We start from the raw sequence: 16,644 nt of genomic DNA on the forward strand, positions 1-16,644 counted from the left end.
CGTCCCGTCTCGGTCCCGCCGCCCGCAATTCCCGGACCTCATGGTCGTACGGCCCTCCGCGCGCCATAATCTCGCCCCAGTACTACTCAGCGGTACCGACTGTTTTCGGACGACGTGGCACCACGGCTGGAGGACGGACGCTCATGCAGGGCACGGTCGACGGATTCAGCTACGGCCTCGTCACACCGATCGCCGCCTACCTCATGGCGTGCCTCGGCGGCGCCCTGGGTCTGCGCTGCACCACGAGATCCCTGCGCCACCGCGACACCTTCAAGGCGGGCTGGCTGGCCCTCGGGGCGACGGCGATAGGCACCGGCATCTGGACGATGCACTTCATCGCGATGATGGGCTTCTCCGTCAGCCAGGCACCCATCGGCTACGACCGCCCCATCACCTTCGCCAGCCTGGGCGTCGCGGTCCTGATGGTGGGCATCGGGATCTTCATCGTCGGCTACCGCGGCGCCACCGCGCTCACCCTCGTCACGGGCGGCACCATCACCGGTCTCGGCATCGCCACCATGCACTATCTCGGCATGGCGGGCATGCGGCTCCGCGGGACGATCGACTACGACACCCCGACCGTCGCCCTCTCCGTCGTGATCGCCGTCGTCGCGGCCACCACCGCCCTCTGGGCCGCCGTCTCGGTACACGGATTTCTGGCCAGCCTCGGCGCCAGCATGGTGATGGGCCTCGCGGTCAGTGGTATGCACTACACCGCCATGGCCGCCGTCAACGTCCATGTGCACGACGCCGCCACCGTCACGGGCGGCGGCGACTCCGCCACCTCGCTCCTGCTGCCGATGCTGGTCGGCCCCGCCGTCTTCCTGCTCCTCGCGGCGGTCGTCGTCATGTTCGACCCGCTGCTCGTGATGGGCGACCCGGACTGGCAGCGGCCCTCCGGCCGCGGTCCCCACCGCCCCGGAGTGCCGACGCAGCGCCGCGCCCCCGCCTACGGCGAGCCCGCGAACTGGTCGGCCCGGCAGCCCGCCGACCGCGGAGGCAGGGGCGGCCGAGGGGGCCGGGCCGACCGTGAGAGCCGCGGCCGGGCCAGGATCGCGGGACGGGGTGCCCACCGCTCCCAGGAGTGGTGAGAAGCGGCCCCGCGAGCAGGCCGTGAACCGTTCCCCGCCCGACTGTCAGTGGGGGGTCGTACGGTGGTTGCATGCGGCCCGTTTCCCAGATCGAACGTACGGTGGCGCCTTTCGAGGTCGTCAGTCCCTACCAGCCCAGCGGCGACCAGCCGGCGGCGATCGCCGAGCTCGACCGGCGCATCCGCGCGGGCGAGAAGGACGTCGTCCTCCTCGGCGCGACCGGCACCGGAAAGTCCGCGACCACCGCGTGGATGATCGAGAAGCTGCAGCGCCCCACCCTGGTGATGGCGCCGAACAAGACGCTGGCCGCCCAGCTGGCCAACGAGTTCCGCGAGCTCCTGCCGAACAACGCGGTCGAGTACTTCGTCTCGTACTACGACTACTACCAGCCCGAGGCGTACGTCCCGCAGTCGGACACCTACATCGAGAAGGACTCCTCGATCAACGAGGAGGTCGAGCGGCTCCGCCACTCCGCGACGAACTCGCTGCTCACCCGCCGCGACGTCGTCGTGGTCGCCTCCGTCTCCTGCATCTACGGTCTCGGCACGCCGCAGGAGTACGTGGACCGGATGGTCCCGCTCAAGGTCGGCGAGGAGATCGACCGCGACCAGCTGCTGCGCCGCTTCGTCGACATCCAGTACACGCGCAACGACCTGGCGTTCACCCGCGGCACCTTCCGCGTCCGCGGCGACACCATCGAGATCTTCCCGGTCTACGAGGAGCTCGCCGTCCGCATCGAGATGTTCGGCGACGAGATCGAGGCGCTCTCCACGCTCCACCCGCTCACCGGCGAGGTCATCAGCGAGGACCGCGAGCTGTACGTCTTCCCCGCCAGCCACTACGTGGCGGGGCCCGAGCGCATGGAGAAGGCGGTCAACGGCATCGAGCGCGAGCTCGAGACCCGGCTCGCCGAGCTGGAGAAGCAGGGCAAGATGCTGGAGGCCCAGCGCCTGCGCATGCGCACCACGTACGACATCGAGATGATGCGCCAGATCGGCTCCTGCTCCGGCATCGAGAACTATTCGATGCACTTCGACGACCGCGAGCCCGGTTCCGCGCCCAATACGCTCCTCGACTACTTCCCCGAGGACTTCCTGCTCGTCATCGACGAGTCGCACGTCACCGTTCCGCAGATCGGAGCGATGTACGAGGGCGACGCCTCCCGCAAGCGGACCCTGGTCGACCACGGCTTCCGGCTGCCCTCCGCACTCGACAACCGCCCGCTGAAGTGGGAGGAGTTCCAGGGGCGGATCGGCCAGACCGTCTACCTCTCGGCCACCCCCGGCACGTACGAGCTGTCGCGCGGCGACGGCTTCGTCGAGCAGATCATCCGCCCCACCGGCCTGGTGGACCCCGAGGTCGTCGTCAAGCCCACCGAGGGCCAGATCGACGACCTGGTCCACGAGATCCGCCTGCGGACCGAGCGGGACGAGCGGGTCCTCGTCACCACGCTCACCAAGAAGATGTCGGAGGACCTCACCGACTACTTCCTGGAGCTCGGCATCCAGGTCCGCTATCTGCACAGCGACGTCGACACCCTGCGCCGTATCGAGCTGCTGCGCGAGCTGCGGGCCGGTGAGTACGACGTCCTGGTCGGCATCAACCTGCTCCGTGAGGGTCTCGACCTGCCCGAGGTGTCGCTCGTCGCCATCCTCGACGCCGACAAGCAGGGCTTCCTCCGCTCCGGCACCTCGCTGATCCAGACCATCGGCCGCGCGGCGCGCAACGTGTCCGGACAGGTCCACATGTACGCGGACACGGTCACGCCGGCCATGGAGAAGGCCATCGACGAGACCAACCGGCGCCGCGAGAAGCAGATCGCGTACAACACCGCCAACGGCATCGACCCCCAACCGCTGCGCAAGAAGATCAACGACATCGTGGCCACCATCGCCCGCGAGGAGATCGACACCGAGCAGCTCCTCGGCACCGGATACCGGCACGAGAAGGACGGCAAGGCCGCCAAGGCGCCCGTCCCCTCCCTCGGCGCGCACACGACGAGGAGCAAGGCCAAGGGGAAGGCGGGCTCCACCGTCGAGCTCGGCGACCGCCCGGCCACCGAACTGGCCGCGATCATCGAGGAGATGACCGACCGGATGCGGGCCGCCGCGGCGGAGCTGCAGTTCGAGGTGGCCGCGCGGCTGCGTGACGAAGTGGGAGAGCTGAAGAAGGAGTTGCGCCAGATGAAGGAGGCGGGGCTCGCCTGACCCCTCCGGGGGCTCGGGACCGCCCGATGTGTTGCAAGACCGACACAAAATGCGACAGCGCCTGCTGCGTTGTCACTGCCCCTGCGTAGGGTGCTGGGAAACCGCACGCACAGCGGAGGCGGCCGCGGGGATCGCTCAGAGAGGGGACAGCGCGTGACGGTCAACATGACCAAGGGTCAGGCCATCAGCCTGGAGAAGCAGGGCGGAGGCAGCCTGTCGTCCGTACGGATGGGGCTCGGCTGGCAGGCGGCGCCCCGTCGCGGCCTGTTCGGTTCGCGTACGCGCGAGGTCGATCTCGACGCCTCCGCGGTGCTCTTCGCCGACAAGCAGCCGGTGGACGTGGTCTTCTTCCGCCACCTGGTCAGCGACGACGGCTCGGTCCGGCACACCGGTGACAACCTGGTGGGCGGCGCCGGCCAGGGCGGGGACGACGAGTCGATCCTCGTCGACCTCCAGCGCGTTCCGGTCCACATCGACCAGATCGTCTTCACGGTGAACTCCTTCACCGGACAGACGTTCCAGGAGGTGCAGAACGCCTTCTGCCGGATCGTCGACGAGACCAACGGTCAGGAGCTCGCGCGCTACACCCTGGACGGCGGCGGCCAGTACACCGCGCAGATCATGGCGAAGGTGCACCGGGCGGGCTCCGGCTGGCAGATGACGGCCCTGGGCAACCCGGCCAACGGCCGGACGTTCCAGGACCTGATGCCGGCGATCCTGCCGCACCTCTAGGCAGCACGGCAGGCACACCCACAGCTCCCGGCGGCAGCAGGCCACCGGGAGCTGTCCCACATGATCCGCACGCAAGACGCTGAGGGGACAGAGTCGATGACGGTCGAGCTGGTCCGGGGGCAGAACCACCCCCTGCCCGACACCCGACTGGAGATCCGGGTATCGGCCGGTCATCCGGTCGTCGCCGGAGCCACCCTCGGCGACGAGGGGGGCAGGGTCCCCGGAGTCGAGTGGATCGCCCACCCGGGCTCGCCCTCGCTGCCCGGCGTCGAGGTCTCCCAGCAGGCCGCGGCCGACCACCGCCTCGCCGTCGACCTGGAGGCCGTCCCGGCGGCCGTGCACCGCCTCTCGGTCCTCCTCGCCCTGCCCGTCGGCGTCGGCGGCCCGACCCGCTTCGGCGCCGTCGCCGCCCCCTTCGTGGCGGTCACCGGCCTCGACGGCACCGAGATCGCCTCATACACGATCACCGGCCTGGACCGTGAGTGCGCCGTCGTCGCCCTGGAGCTGTACCGCCGCCAGGGCGCCTGGAAGGTGCGCGCGATGGGCCAGGGGTACGAGGGCGGCCTCGCGGCCATGCTCGGCGACCAGGGCATCGAGCGCCCCGCCGACCTTGCCGCCTCGATCCTGGACGCCGTCGCCAGGGGCCTGGCCCGGTCGGTCTCCGCCCCGCCCCCGCGCGTCCCCGAGACGGAGCGCGTACGCCACTCGGCACCGACGTCCGCCACGGAGCCGATGGCCGGCATGGACCCGTCACCCACCGTGCCGGTCACCCCGCCGCCTCCGCCGCTGCCGTCCACGCCGCAGCCCACCCCGCGGCCGCCGCACGCGGGCACAGGCGGCAGCCCGATCAGCTACGCCCATCCGGACCGCCGCGCGGCCGTCCCCGAGCCGCGGCAGGGCCCGCCCGTGCCCGTCGCCGGGGACGCCGCCGGCTGGTCCATGGACGAGCGGCTCTACAACCAGGTCTGGGGAATGTTCGAGGACCTGGCCCGCGCCACCGCCGCGTACCGCAGCGCGTGCGACTTCGCCGAGTCCCGGCTCGACAAGGAGCTCGACAGCGTGCTCTCCGACCCGCGCAGCCGCATCGGCGGCGCCGGGGACGCCGCCCGCGAAGCGGCCCGCGCCAAGCACGACGAGCTCACCGCCCGCGCCCAGGAGGCCCTGGACCGGGACCTCGCCCAGCTCGCCGCCGAGTCCGAGGTCGTCGAACCGGCGCTGCCCGCCGCCTACGCCCGCTGGGACAACCCCGTCTGGCACGCCTACCGCGTCCCCATGGAGGCCCCGATGGCGCTCCGCCTGGGCGACCTCCACCTCCCCGAGCGCACGGATCTGCGTATCCCGATGCTGGTCAGGCTCCCGCTGGAGCGTGGGCTCTGGGTGGACTCCGGACGCGGGCACTCGGAGGCGGCCGGGCTGCTCGACGAGGCCGAGCTGCGCCGGCTCGCGCTGGACACCGCGGTCGCGCACGCCGCGCGGCTGCTCGCGGTGTACCCGCCCGGTGAGTTCACCGTCCATGTCATCGATCCGGCGGGCTCGGGCGCGACGGCGCTCGCGCCGCTCGTCACGGCCGGTGTGCTCGCGGGCCCGCCGGCGGCCGGAGCGGCCGGGGTCACGGCCGTCCTTGCCCAGCTCACGGAGCGGGTGGACCTGGTGCAGATGGCGCTGCGGGCCGGTGCCCCCGACGCGCTGCCGCCCGGCATGGACACCGCCGAGCAGCTCCTGATCGTCCATGACTTCCCGCACGGGTTCGACGACCGGGCCGTCAACCAGCTGCGCTATCTCGCGGACGAGGGCCCGGCGGTCGGGGTCCATCTCCTGATGGTCGCCGACCGCGAGGACGCCGCCGCGTACGGCCCGGTGCTCGACCCGCTGTGGCGTTCGCTTCTGCGGATCACTCCCGTACCGGACGATCACCTGGCCGATCCGTGGGTCGGCCACGCCTGGACGTACGAGCCTCCGCTGTTCCCGCCCGGCAGCCGGGTGCTGCCCCAGGTCCTCGCGCAGGTGGCCGAGGCCCGACGGCAGTGGGGTCGCTGACCTGCACCTTTGGGGGGTCTTTACCCTGGCCTTTACCTTCTCTTGGTTCTTCGGGTAGTCTTCTTGGCGCGGAGGGGAGTACTCCCCAAGCGCGGCGTTCCCGTCAATACGGACGGATCCTGAGCGGTCTGATCCCGGGGCGTCGGCCCGGCCCGTCCCGCACGGACGGCCCGGGTGGAAGAGACCTCCGGCAGCGACGACGCTGATCAAGTAGCCGTACGACGCCGGAGGCGCAGTGGACGTTTCGACGACTCTCTGGGTGCTGACCATTCTCGGTCTGGGCGCCCTCATCGCGATCGACTTCTTCATCGGGCGCAAGCCCCACGACGTGTCGGTCAAGGAAGCCGGAATCTGGACGATCGTCTGGATCGTGCTCGCCGTGCTCTTCGGCATCGGACTTGCGGTCTTCGGCAACAGTCAGGCGTCCGGCGAGTTCTTCGCCGGATTCATCACCGAGAAGTCGCTGAGTGTCGACAACCTCTTCGTCTTCGTCCTGATCATGGCGAAGTTCTCGGTGCCCTCGCACCTCCAGCAGCGCGTGCTGCTCGTCGGTGTACTGATCGCCCTGGTCCTGCGCGCGATCTTCATCGCCGCCGGCGCCACGATCATCGCCAGCTTCTCCTGGGTCTTCTACATCTTCGGCGCGTTCCTGATCTACACCGCGTGGAAGCTCATCAAGGAGGCGCGCGCCGGAGAGGACGAGGACGACTGGGAGGAGAACCGTCTCCTCAAGTCGGTCGAGAAGAAGTTCGGCGTCGCGGACAAGTACCACGGCACGAAGCTCTTCATCAAGGTCAACGGCAAGCGGGTGCTGACCCCGCTGATGGTCGTCATGCTCGCCATCGGCACGACGGACGTCCTCTTCGCCCTCGACTCGATCCCGGCGATCTTCGGCCTGACCCAGGACCCGTACATCGTCTTCACCGCCAACGCCTTCGCGCTGATGGGTCTGCGCCAGCTGTACTTCCTGATCGGTGGCCTGCTGAAGAAGCTGGTCCACCTCAGCTACGGCCTGTCGGTGATCCTCGGCTTCATCGGTGTGAAGCTGGTGCTGCACGCCCTGCACGAGTCCGGGGTCCACGTCCCCGAGATCTCCATCCCGTTCTCGCTGGCCGTCATCGGCGGCGTCCTGGTCGTCACGACGATCACCAGCCTGATCGCCTCCAGGAAGCAGGCGGCGCGCGAGGCCGCCGAGGCCTCGACAGCCCCCGCCGCGGAGGCCGGGGAGCCCGAGAAGGACAGCGTCGGCGCCTGACCGCGTACGGCACGCAGAACAACGCACCGCGGCCGGTGCGGGCGGCACGCCACCGCTCGTACCGGCCGCGGTGCGTTTCTACGCGGGCGCCTTCTCCTTCTCCGGCGTTCTCGCCCGGGCGGAGGCAGGCAGCGTCTCCGGGAGCAGCGCGAAGCAGCCCAGGCTCACCAGCGCCACCACCGTCAGATACGCCGCGACGCCCCAGGGCGGCCCCGAGCCGCCGGAAAGGGTCGTCGCCAGGATCGGCGTCAGTGCCCCGCCCAGGACGCCCGCCAGGTTGTAGCCGACCGCCGCGCCCGTGCAGCGCACCCTCGGCTCGTAGAGCTCGGGGAGGTACGCGGCGACCACCGCGAACATGGTGATGAAGGCGAGCATGGAGCCCAGGAATCCGAGGAACATCAGCAGCGGCCGTCCCGTGTGCAGCAGGGCGACCATCGGGAACATCCACGCGGCGGAGGCCGCGCAGCCGGCGAGGCAGAGGGGACGGCGGCCGTACCGGTCGCCCAGCAGCGCCGCCAGCGGTGTCGTGGCGCCCTTGATCGCCACCGCGCCCATGATGCAGATCAGCATGGTCGTGCGGTCGACCCCGAGGCGCTCGGTGCCGTAGGCCAACGCCCAGGTGGAGACCGTGTAGAACACCGCGTAGCCGACGGCGAGCGCGCCGGCGGTGAGCAGGACGAGCCGCCAGTGGTCGCGCGCGACCTCGGCGAGCGGGGCGTTCGCCCGCTGCCCGGTCGCGCTGAGCTCCTGGAACTGCGGGGTCTCGGCGAGCGAGGAACGCAGCAGCAGGCCGCCCACCGCGAGCAGCCCGGCCGCCCAGAACGGAACGCGCCAGCCCCACTCCCGGAACTGGGCGTCGGTCAGGGTGGCGGACAGCGCCAGCAGCACCCCGTTCGCCAGCAGGAAGCCGACCGCCGGGCCGATCTGCGGGAAGCCGGCCCACAGCCCCCGCCGCCGCTCCGGCGCGTGCTCGGCGGTGAGCAGGACGGCCCCGCCCCACTCGCCGCCCAGGCCGAGCCCTTGCAGGAAGCGGAGCACGAGGAGCAGGACGGGGGCGGTGATGCCGAGGGTCGCGTACGTCGGGACGAGACCGACCGCGACCGTGGCGCAGCCGGTGAGCATCAGCGAGGCGAACATGACCGGTCGGCGGCCGTAACGGTCGCCGATGTGCCCGAAGAGCACGGAGCCGAGCGGCCGGGCCACGAAACCGACGGCGAACGTGCCGAAGGCGGCCAGCGTCCCTGCGACGGGGGAGAACGTGGGGAAGTAGAGCGGCCCGAGAACGAGCGCGGCGGCGGTCCCGTAGACGAAGAAGTCGAAGAACTCGATGGCGGTCCCCACGAGCGACGCACAGGCGAGCCGCCCCATGGAAGGAGCGGGGCGCGAACCCGAGGGCGCGGGTCCCGGGGGAGCGGGAGAGCCTGGGGGACCCGGCGGAAGCGGGGGACCTGAGGGCCCCGGGCCGCTCAGGGAGCCCGGTGAGCCCGGTGAGGCCGAGGGGCCGGATGGTGCCGGTGGGGCCGGGGGACTCGCAGGAGCCTGGGAGTCCACGGAATCCGAGGCGCCCCGGGGAGCCGGGGGGCTGGGAGGGTCGGCCGATGCGGAGGAGCCCGGGGGAGCCGGAGCGTCGTCCGACGCCGAGGAGGCCGGCGGCGCCGTGGAGTCGGGGGCTTCCGACGAGCCCCCGACGTCCCGTGAGGCCGAGGGCGGACGCGGAGAGTGACCATGGTGCATGTCGCGCCAACTACCCGGGGTCCGCGGGAGTTACGGGGGCGCGCGGGAGCACGCGACCGCGGCCCGCGCCTCCCGGCGGGCGGGGAGGCGCCACCGCCGCGTGCCTCCGGCACCGCGTGGCGCCCCGCACCTCGCCGCCGACGTGTGTCCGCCGGTCAACGGTTCGGGACGGCCTCGTCGACGTAGCCCGTCCATCCGGCCGAGGGCGACGGCGCGTCCCCGACGTTCAGCCGGGTCCGGGCGGCACCGGCCGCGCGCAACCGGTCGCGCCGGCCACCCGGCGCCGCACCGGCGCGTGCGTCACCGCCGTCCCCGAGGTGTCACCAGCCGCGCGCGCGCCACTCCGGGAGGTGCGGGCGCTCGTTGCCGAGCGTGGTGTCGTTGCCGTGGCCCGGGTAGACCCAGCTCTCGTCCGGGAGGACCGCGAAGAGCTTGGTCTCCACGTCCTGGATCAGGCTCGCGAAGGCCTCCGGGTCCTTCCGGGTGTTCCCGACGCCGCCCGGGAAAAGGCAGTCGCCCGTGAAGACGTGCGGGTGGCCGTGCGGGTCGTCGTAGATCAGCGCGATCGAGCCGGGCGTGTGCCCGACCAGCCGGCGCGCGGTCAGCTCCACCCGGCCGACCTTGATGGTGTCGCCGTCCTCGACCGGAACGTCCGTCGGGACCGGGATGCCCTCGGCGTCGTACGCCCCGGCGTACGTCCGCGCCCCGGTCGCCCCGACCACCTCGGCGAGCGCCTGCCAGTGGTCGCCGTGCTGGTGCGTGGTGACGACGGACGCGATGCCGTCGTCACCGATCAGCGTCAGGAGCGTGCCGGCCTCGTTGGCCGCGTCGATCAGCAGCTGCTCGCCGGTCGCCCGACAGCGCAGCAGATACGCGTTGTTGTCCATCGGACCGACCGCGACCTTGGAGATCATCAGGTCCGTCAGTTCGTGCACATCGGCGGGCCCGCCGACCTTCACCGCTCCGCTGTACGTCATGGGCTCAGCCTATCGCCGGGCACGGGCACACGGGTCCCAACGGCCGGGACTACAACGGCGGGAGCTCCGGGAGGTGGTCGCCCTCCAGGACGGCGAGGTGGGCGCCCTTGAGCTCGCGGCCGGAGAGCCAGCCGAGCAGCTCGCTCGCGGGCCCGCCCAGGACGACGGGGGCGCCGTCGGTGCCGCCGGTCCGCCAGCTGGGACCGTTCTCGTCGTACCCGATGCGGAGCGTCACGGGCGGGACCTCGGAGCGGCCGGACCACCTGTCCGCGAGGAAGTCGATCTCCCGCATCACGAAGTCCTCGGGAAGGTCCTTCAGGCCGTAGCCGATCCCCAGGTCCACATGGTGCAGCTCCACCTCGACGAGGCGGCGGAAGGGCACGCGGGCCGCACGGTCCGTGACGCCGTTGCGGAGCTCCACGATCCGCTGCCAGTCGGCGGGCTCCGCGCCCACGGCCTGGAAGCGCTCGCCGGTCTCGCGGATGTCGGCGAGCTGTGCGTCCAGCGGGCGCGCGGCGTCGCGCTCGATGTCCGCGTCGCGGGTGGCCGCGTCGGCGTACATCGGCCGCCCCTGGAGAACGTTCACGAGGGCGTCGGCGTTGCGGGCGATGTGGGCCAGGACATGGCCGCGGGTCCAGCCGGGAAGCCGTGACGGCTCGGCGACGGCCGCGTTGTCCAGGGAGGCGGCTGCGTTCAGGAGCCGCTCGGTCGCTTCACGTACAGAGTCCAGGTCACGCACATGGTCGATCATGAGGCCGACCCTAGCGCCGCCACTCATTCGGGTGAAGCGGTCGGAGCGAGGCCGGAAATCGAATGTGCGTGCTATAGGCTCGATGGAAGCATCCGGCATCCTTGGTTGTTGGGTACTCAGACACATCCAGGTACTTCCAGGCATATCTGCGACCCGCACTTCTGTGCCTCCGCTCTCTCAAGAAAGGTGCGGACCGGCGTGGCCGACCGTCTCATCGTTCGTGGCGCTCGCGAGCACAACCTCAAGAACGTCTCGCTCGACCTCCCCCGTGACTCCCTCATCGTCTTCACCGGGCTGTCGGGGTCGGGCAAGTCCTCCCTCGCGTTCGACACGATCTTCGCCGAGGGGCAGCGCCGGTACGTCGAGTCGCTCTCCTCGTACGCCCGGCAGTTCCTCGGCCAGATGGACAAGCCGGACGTCGACTTCATCGAGGGTCTCTCGCCCGCCGTCTCCATCGACCAGAAGTCGACCTCGCGCAACCCGCGCTCGACGGTCGGCACCATCACCGAGGTCTACGACTACCTCCGCCTCCTCTTCGCCCGTGTCGGCAAGCCGCACTGTCCGGAGTGCGGCCGCCCGATCTCGCGCCAGTCGCCGCAGGCCATCGTCGACAAGGTCCTGGAGCTCCCCGAGGGCAGCCGCTTCCAGGTCCTCTCGCCGCTCGTGCGCGAGCGTAAGGGCGAGTTCGTGGATCTCTTCGCCGACCTCCAGACCAAGGGGTACAGCCGGGCGCGGGTGGACGGGCAGACCGTCCAGCTCAGCGAGCCGCCGACCCTGAAGAAGCAGGAGAAGCACACGATCGAGGTGGTCGTCGACCGCCTCACCGTGAAGGACAGCGCCAAGCGCCGGCTCACCGACTCCGTGGAGACGGCCCTCGGCCTCTCCGGCGGCATGGTCGTGCTCGACTTCGTCGACCTCGCCGAGGACGACCCCGAGCGCGAGCGGATGTACTCGGAGCACCTCTACTGCCCGTACGACGACCTGTCCTTCGAGGAGCTGGAGCCCCGCTCCTTCTCCTTCAACTCGCCCTTCGGCGCCTGCCCGGACTGCACCGGCATCGGCACGCGCATGGAGGTCGACCCCGAGCTGATCGTCCCGGACGAGGACCGCTCGCTCGACGAGGGCGCCATCCACCCCTGGTCCCACGGCCACACCAAGGAGTACTTCGGCCGGCTCATCGGCGGCCTCTCCCAGGCGCTCGGCTTCCGTACGGACCTGCCGTACGCCGCCCTCCCCGCGCGGGCCAAGAAGGCCCTGATGTACGGCCACAAGACCCAGGTCGAGGTCCGCTACCGCAACCGGTACGGACGGGAGCGGGCGTACACCACCCCGGCCTTCGAGGGCGCCGTCTCCTTCGTCAAGCGGCGGCACAGCGAGGCCGAGAGCGACTCCAGCCGCGAGCGCTTCGAGGGCTACATGCGCGAGGTGCCCTGCCCCACCTGTGAGGGCACCCGTCTGAAGCCGATCGTCCTCGCCGTCACGGTCATGGAGAGGTCCATCGCCGAGGTCGCCGCGATGTCGATCAGCGAGTGCGCCGACTTCCTCGGCCGGCTGAAGCTCAACGCCCGCGACAAGAAGATCGCCGAGCGGGTCCTGAAGGAGGTCAACGAGCGACTGCGGTTCCTCGTGGACGTCGGCCTCGACTACCTCTCCCTCAATCGCGCGGCCGGCACGCTCTCCGGCGGCGAGGCCCAGCGCATCCGGCTCGCCACCCAGATCGGCTCCGGTCTCGTCGGCGTGCTCTACGTCCTGGACGAGCCGTCCATCGGACTCCACCAGCGCGACAACCACCGGCTCATCGAGACCCTGGTCCGGCTGCGGGACATGGGCAACACGCTCATCGTCGTCGAGCACGACGAGGACACCATCAAGGTCGCCGACTGGGTCGTCGACATCGGCCCCGGCGCCGGCGAGCACGGCGGCAAGGTCGTCCACTCGGGCCCCTTGAAGGAGCTGCTCTCCAACAAGGAGTCGATGACCGGGCAGTACCTCTCGGGCCGCAGGGCCATCGGGATGCCGGACATCCGCCGCCCCGTGGACCCCTCGCGCCGGCTCACCGTGCACGGCGCCCGGGAGAACAACCTGCGGGACATCGACGTCTCGTTCCCGCTGGGCGTCCTCACGGCCGTCACCGGAGTCTCCGGCTCCGGCAAGTCGACGCTGGTCAACGACATCCTCTACACGCACCTGGCGCGGGAGCTGAACGGCGCCAAGTCGGTGCCCGGGCGGCACACGCGCGTGGACGGCGACGACCTCGTCGACAAGGTCGTGCACGTCGACCAGTCGCCGATCGGCCGCACCCCGCGGTCGAACCCGGCGACGTACACCGGAGTCTTCGACCACGTCCGCCGGCTCTTCGCCGAGACGATGGAGGCCAAGGTCCGCGGCTATCTGCCGGGCCGGTTCTCCTTCAACGTCAAGGGCGGCCGCTGCGAGAACTGCTCCGGCGACGGCACGATCAAGATCGAGATGAACTTCCTCCCGGACGTGTACGTCCCGTGCGAGGTCTGCCACGGCGCCCGGTACAACCGGGAGACCCTGGAGGTCCACTACAAGGGCAAGTCCATCGCCGAGGTCCTGGACATGCCGATCGAGGAGGCCCTGGACTTCTTCGAAGCGGTCCCGACGATCGCGCGCCACCTGCGCACGCTCAACGAGGTCGGCCTCGGGTACGTCCGGCTCGGCCAGTCCGCGCCGACGCTCTCGGGCGGTGAGGCGCAGCGCGTGAAGCTCGCCTCCGAGCTCCAGAAGCGGTCGACGGGCCGTACGGTCTACGTCCTGGACGAGCCGACGACGGGTCTGCACTTCGAGGACATCTCGAAGCTGATCACGGTCCTGTCGGGTCTGGTCGACAAGGGGAACTCGGTGATCGTCATCGAGCACAACCTCGATGTCATCAAGACCGCGGACTGGGTCGTCGACATGGGGCCGGAGGGCGGCAGCGGCGGTGGCCTGGTGATCGCCGAGGGCACGCCGGAGGAGGTCGCCTCGGTCCCGGCGAGCCACACCGGCAAGTTCCTCCGCGAGATCCTCGGCGCCGACCGCGTCAGCGACGCGACGGTACCGGCGGCACGGAAGGCGTCCGCCTCGGCGAAGAAGGCACCCGCCAAGAAGGCACCGGCCAAGAAGGCCGTCGCGAAGAAGACCGCGGCGACGAAGGCCACGCCCGCCAAGAAGACGGCCGCGCGGGCCCGCAAGGCGTGACAGCGGGGGTGCGGGGGCCGCTGAAGCGGTCCCGGCACCCCGGCACCCGGCCCGGACGTCCGGCCCGAGCCCCGGGTCCGGCGTCGGCCCGTCAGCAGTCGGTCAGCTCGTCAGTCCGTCAGCTCGTGCGCGTACGGCGGTTCCGCGCCCGGGCGGGTGCAGGTGAGGGCAGCCGCCCCCGCCGCGTACGTCAGGAGTGCGGACCACGCCCCGGCGTCCAGGGAGTCCACCGGGCGGTCCCCCAGGCCGTGCAGCAGCGCCGCGTTCACCGTGTCGCCCGCACCGATCGTGTCCGCGACCTCGACACGCACGGCCGGGACCGACACCTCGTACGACGGGGTATGGACCGCCAGACCCGCCGCGCCGCGCGTCACGACGACGGCCGACGGCCCCCGCTCCAGCCAGTGCGCCGGGGTGCCGCCCAGCCAGGCCGCGTCCTCCTCCGAGAGCTTCAGGATCGAGACGTACGGCAGCCAGGACGCGAAGCGCTCGCGATAGACGGCCGCGTCCGGGATCAGGCCCGGGCGGATGTTGGGGTCGAGGAGCGTCAGGGCACCCCGCTCCGCCTCCCGCCGCAGCAGCGCCTCGTACGCGCTCGCGCCCGGCTCGAGGGCCAGCGAGCACGTGCCGAACGCCACCGCCCGCACCCCCTCGGGCAGCCGCTCCGGCAGGGCGAAGAGCCGGTCGGCCGTGCCGTCGACGTAGAAGCCGTACTCCGCCGAGCCGTCCGCGCCCACCGAGGCGACCGCCAGCGTCGTCGGCTCCGGGCCGCGCTGGACGAGCCCGGTCGCGACCCCTGCCTCCCGCAGTCCGCCCATCAGCGCCTCGCCGAACGCGTCCGTCGAGACCCGCGAGCAGAAGGCGACCTCGGCGCCCAGCCGGCCGAGGGCCACGGCCGTGTTGTACGGCCCTCCGCCCCTGCGGGGCACCAGCGCGGGCAGCGGCCCGGCGGCGGCACCGTCCGGGACCAGATCGATCAGGGACTCACCGGCGACGACGATCACGCCGTGAACGTAACCCATGCCCCACCGGCCACGACAGCCCCCTGGCAGGCCACCGCGGAGGCGCCGGTATCGTCGATTCGGTCACCTCATGTCCCGATCGCACCGTGGAGCACTCATGTCCGGCCAGTCCAGCCGCCGCACCGTACTGAAGGGCGCCGCGCTCGCCGGTGCCGCCGGGCTGGGTGTCGCCGCCTGCTCCACGGAATCCAAGCTCGGGCACGCCCAGGTCCCGACCCCGACCGCCCCGGTCACCCTCGGCGCTCCCGAGGAGGTGCCGGTCGGCGGCTCCAAGCTCTACCGCGAGCAGCGCCTCCTGGTGAGCTGCCCGGCCAAGGGCCAGTACAAGGCGTTCAGCGCCCAGTGCACCCACGCGGGCTGCGTGCTCGATAAGATCGAGAACAACGAGGGCAACTGCCCCTGCCACGGCAGCCGCTTCGACGTGACCACCGGCAAGGCCCTCCAGGGCCCGGCGACGGTCCCGCTCCCCGAGGTCCCGGTCCGCGTCGAGGGCGGAAAGCTCGTCGCGGGCCCGGAGGCCTGAGGCGCCTCCGCGCGCCCGCCTACGCCCAGTCCCAGTCGACCCCCAGGATCCCGGGCCGTACACCCTGCTCCACCAGATGCACCGTGCGGTGCCGGCCGCTCAGCGTCAGCTCCGAGCGGCCACCGCGCGCCGCGCCCGCCGAGGCCTGGGCGAAGCGCCGGCACCGTACCGGCAGCGCCGCCTCGTCGAACCGCACCTGGAGCACGTACTGCCCGCCGGCGAAGCTGAACCCCCGGACGTACTCCCCGCTCGGACCGCCGGTGCCGTCCTCGAAGCCGTAGCCGAAGAGGTACGTCTCCCCGGCCCGCAGCCGCGCGTCGAACAGCAGCTCCGCGACGAGCACGCCCGTCTCCGCGTGCCACCGCACCCGCCCCGTCCGGCAGTTCTCCGTCGCCCGCACCACCACCCGCGAGGGGTCGCAGCCCGGATCGCCGTGGTGGATGGCCAGATAGCGGTCGATCCCGTCCCGGTGCGCCCGCACCACATGCTGCGAGTCCCGGCCCACCAGCTCCCGCCCGGCCCCGATCCGCACCCGCTCGTGGTGGCCGACCGTGTGCAGCCCCCCGTCCACCGGTGACTCGAGCTCGGCGAGCAGCTTCTCCACCGCCCCCGACGCCTCCACCAGCGAGCGGTACGAGCGGCCGGCCGGCCGCTCCACGTCACCGCGCGCCGCCGCGTCCTCGGTCAGCAGCCGGATCAGCGAGTTCCCGGGCAGCTGGAGGACCTCCTCCAGGGCCCGGACGGCCTTCATCGACTCCGGCCGCTGCGGGCGGCGGGCACCCTGCTGCCAGTAACTGAGGCTGGTCACCCCGACCTTGACGCCCCGGTGGGCGAGGTGGTGCTGCACCCGCTGGAGAGGAAGGCCGCGCACCGCGAAGGCCGTGCGCAGCGCCAGGTGGAACGGCCCGGTGTGCAGCAACTGCGCCAGATCGGCCTCGGTGTGCCCCACGGGGACTCCTCAGTGAACGTTCACGACGATGGGGGCGGGCCGCCGCGCCGCCGGGGGCGCGCCCGCAGGTGACGGAGAGGCGCGTGTTCACAACCGGGTCACACCGTTCACAGCCCGCCGTCACCCCGCATTGAAGCGTGTTGACCCGTTCCGGACAACGTT

Annotated in this window: 12 protein-coding genes; 7 read left to right on the forward strand and 5 right to left on the reverse strand. The window is 71.5% G+C overall.

The genetic code is table 11. The features are described 5' to 3' along the window. The first annotated feature begins 143 nt into the window (after positions 1-143). The 5 genes from ACZ3OF_RS08785 to ACZ3OF_RS08805 all read left to right on the forward strand — a co-directional run bounded on the left by ACZ3OF_RS08785 (position 144) and on the right by ACZ3OF_RS08805 (position 7,322). A complete protein-coding gene (locus ACZ3OF_RS08785) occupies positions 144-1,091 on the forward strand; it encodes an MHYT domain-containing protein (protein WP_361669170.1) in 948 nt (315 codons plus the stop codon). 71 nt (positions 1,092-1,162) lie between these two features. Next, a complete protein-coding gene (gene uvrB, locus ACZ3OF_RS08790; protein ID WP_361669168.1) occupies positions 1,163-3,298 on the forward strand; it encodes an excinuclease ABC subunit UvrB in 2,136 nt (711 codons plus the stop codon). Positions 3,299-3,451: 153 nt separating this feature from the next. Then, the gene (locus tag ACZ3OF_RS08795) at positions 3,452-4,030 is read left to right on the forward strand and encodes a TerD family protein (RefSeq protein WP_361432709.1); all 579 of its coding nucleotides are present in this window, start codon (positions 3,452-3,454) and stop codon (positions 4,028-4,030) included. 96 nt (positions 4,031-4,126) lie between these two features. Further along, the gene (locus tag ACZ3OF_RS08800; protein WP_467303577.1) at positions 4,127-6,067 is read left to right on the forward strand and encodes a TerD family protein; all 1,941 of its coding nucleotides are present in this window, start codon (positions 4,127-4,129) and stop codon (positions 6,065-6,067) included. A 235-nt stretch (positions 6,068-6,302) separates the two neighbouring features. Further along, positions 6,303-7,322, forward strand: coding sequence for a TerC family protein (locus ACZ3OF_RS08805; RefSeq protein WP_361669163.1), 1,020 nt, complete (start codon positions 6,303-6,305; stop codon positions 7,320-7,322). A 78-nt stretch (positions 7,323-7,400) separates the two neighbouring features. Here ACZ3OF_RS08805 and ACZ3OF_RS08810 read toward each other — a convergent pair whose 3' ends face one another. The 3 genes from ACZ3OF_RS08810 to ACZ3OF_RS08820 all read right to left on the reverse strand — a co-directional run bounded on the left by ACZ3OF_RS08810 (position 7,401) and on the right by ACZ3OF_RS08820 (position 10,784). Then, complete coding sequence (locus tag ACZ3OF_RS08810; protein ID WP_467303579.1) at positions 7,401-8,690, reverse strand: MFS transporter; 1,290 nt, start codon at positions 8,688-8,690, stop codon at positions 7,401-7,403. Between the two features lie 686 nt (positions 8,691-9,376). Next, entirely contained in the window at positions 9,377-10,033 is a 657-nt protein-coding gene (locus ACZ3OF_RS08815; RefSeq protein WP_361669159.1) for an MBL fold metallo-hydrolase, read from the reverse strand. Positions 10,034-10,082: 49 nt separating this feature from the next. Next, a complete protein-coding gene (locus ACZ3OF_RS08820) occupies positions 10,083-10,784 on the reverse strand; it encodes a maleylpyruvate isomerase family mycothiol-dependent enzyme (RefSeq protein WP_361669156.1) in 702 nt (233 codons plus the stop codon). 198 nt (positions 10,785-10,982) lie between these two features. Here ACZ3OF_RS08820 and uvrA point away from each other — a divergent pair, with 198 nt between their 5' ends. Beyond that, on the forward strand, positions 10,983-13,988 hold the full coding sequence (gene uvrA / locus ACZ3OF_RS08825) for an excinuclease ABC subunit UvrA (protein WP_361669153.1): 3,006 nt from the start codon (positions 10,983-10,985) through the stop codon (positions 13,986-13,988). A 110-nt stretch (positions 13,989-14,098) separates the two neighbouring features. On the opposite strand, the gene ACZ3OF_RS08830 is transcribed toward uvrA, so the two are convergent. Then, complete coding sequence (locus tag ACZ3OF_RS08830; protein WP_467303582.1) at positions 14,099-14,992, reverse strand: carbohydrate kinase family protein; 894 nt, start codon at positions 14,990-14,992, stop codon at positions 14,099-14,101. A 115-nt stretch (positions 14,993-15,107) separates the two neighbouring features. Here ACZ3OF_RS08830 and ACZ3OF_RS08835 point away from each other — a divergent pair, with 115 nt between their 5' ends. Further along, positions 15,108-15,533, forward strand: coding sequence for a Rieske (2Fe-2S) protein (locus ACZ3OF_RS08835; protein WP_361432689.1), 426 nt, complete (start codon positions 15,108-15,110; stop codon positions 15,531-15,533). Between the two features lie 19 nt (positions 15,534-15,552). On the opposite strand, the gene ACZ3OF_RS08840 is transcribed toward ACZ3OF_RS08835, so the two are convergent. Beyond that, positions 15,553-16,482, reverse strand: a complete 930-nt coding sequence (locus ACZ3OF_RS08840) for a hypothetical protein (RefSeq protein ID WP_361669149.1) — start codon at positions 16,480-16,482, stop codon at positions 15,553-15,555. Positions 16,483-16,644: the final 162 nt, after the last annotated feature.

This window comes from Streptomyces sp. NPDC022552 (assembly GCF_055561875.1).

What these genes read in the sequence shown, in the direction of transcription:
- uvrB (WP_361669168.1), top strand. Translation starts at nt 1,163, where the DNA reads ATGCGGCCCGTTTCCCAGATCGAACGTACGGTGGCGCCTTTCGAGGTC.
- ACZ3OF_RS08835 (WP_361432689.1), top strand. Translation starts at nt 15,108, where the DNA reads ATGTCCGGCCAGTCCAGCCGCCGCACCGTACTGAAGGGCGCCGCGCTC.
- ACZ3OF_RS08820 (WP_361669156.1), bottom strand. Translation starts at nt 10,784, where the DNA reads ATGATCGACCATGTGCGTGACCTGGACTCTGTACGTGAAGCGACCGAG.
- ACZ3OF_RS08785 (WP_361669170.1), top strand. Translation starts at nt 144, where the DNA reads ATGCAGGGCACGGTCGACGGATTCAGCTACGGCCTCGTCACACCGATC.
- ACZ3OF_RS08810 (WP_467303579.1), bottom strand. Translation starts at nt 8,690, where the DNA reads ATGGGGCGGCTCGCCTGTGCGTCGCTCGTGGGGACCGCCATCGAGTTC.
- ACZ3OF_RS08800 (WP_467303577.1), top strand. Translation starts at nt 4,127, where the DNA reads ATGACGGTCGAGCTGGTCCGGGGGCAGAACCACCCCCTGCCCGACACC.
- ACZ3OF_RS08815 (WP_361669159.1), bottom strand. Translation starts at nt 10,033, where the DNA reads ATGACGTACAGCGGAGCGGTGAAGGTCGGCGGGCCCGCCGATGTGCAC.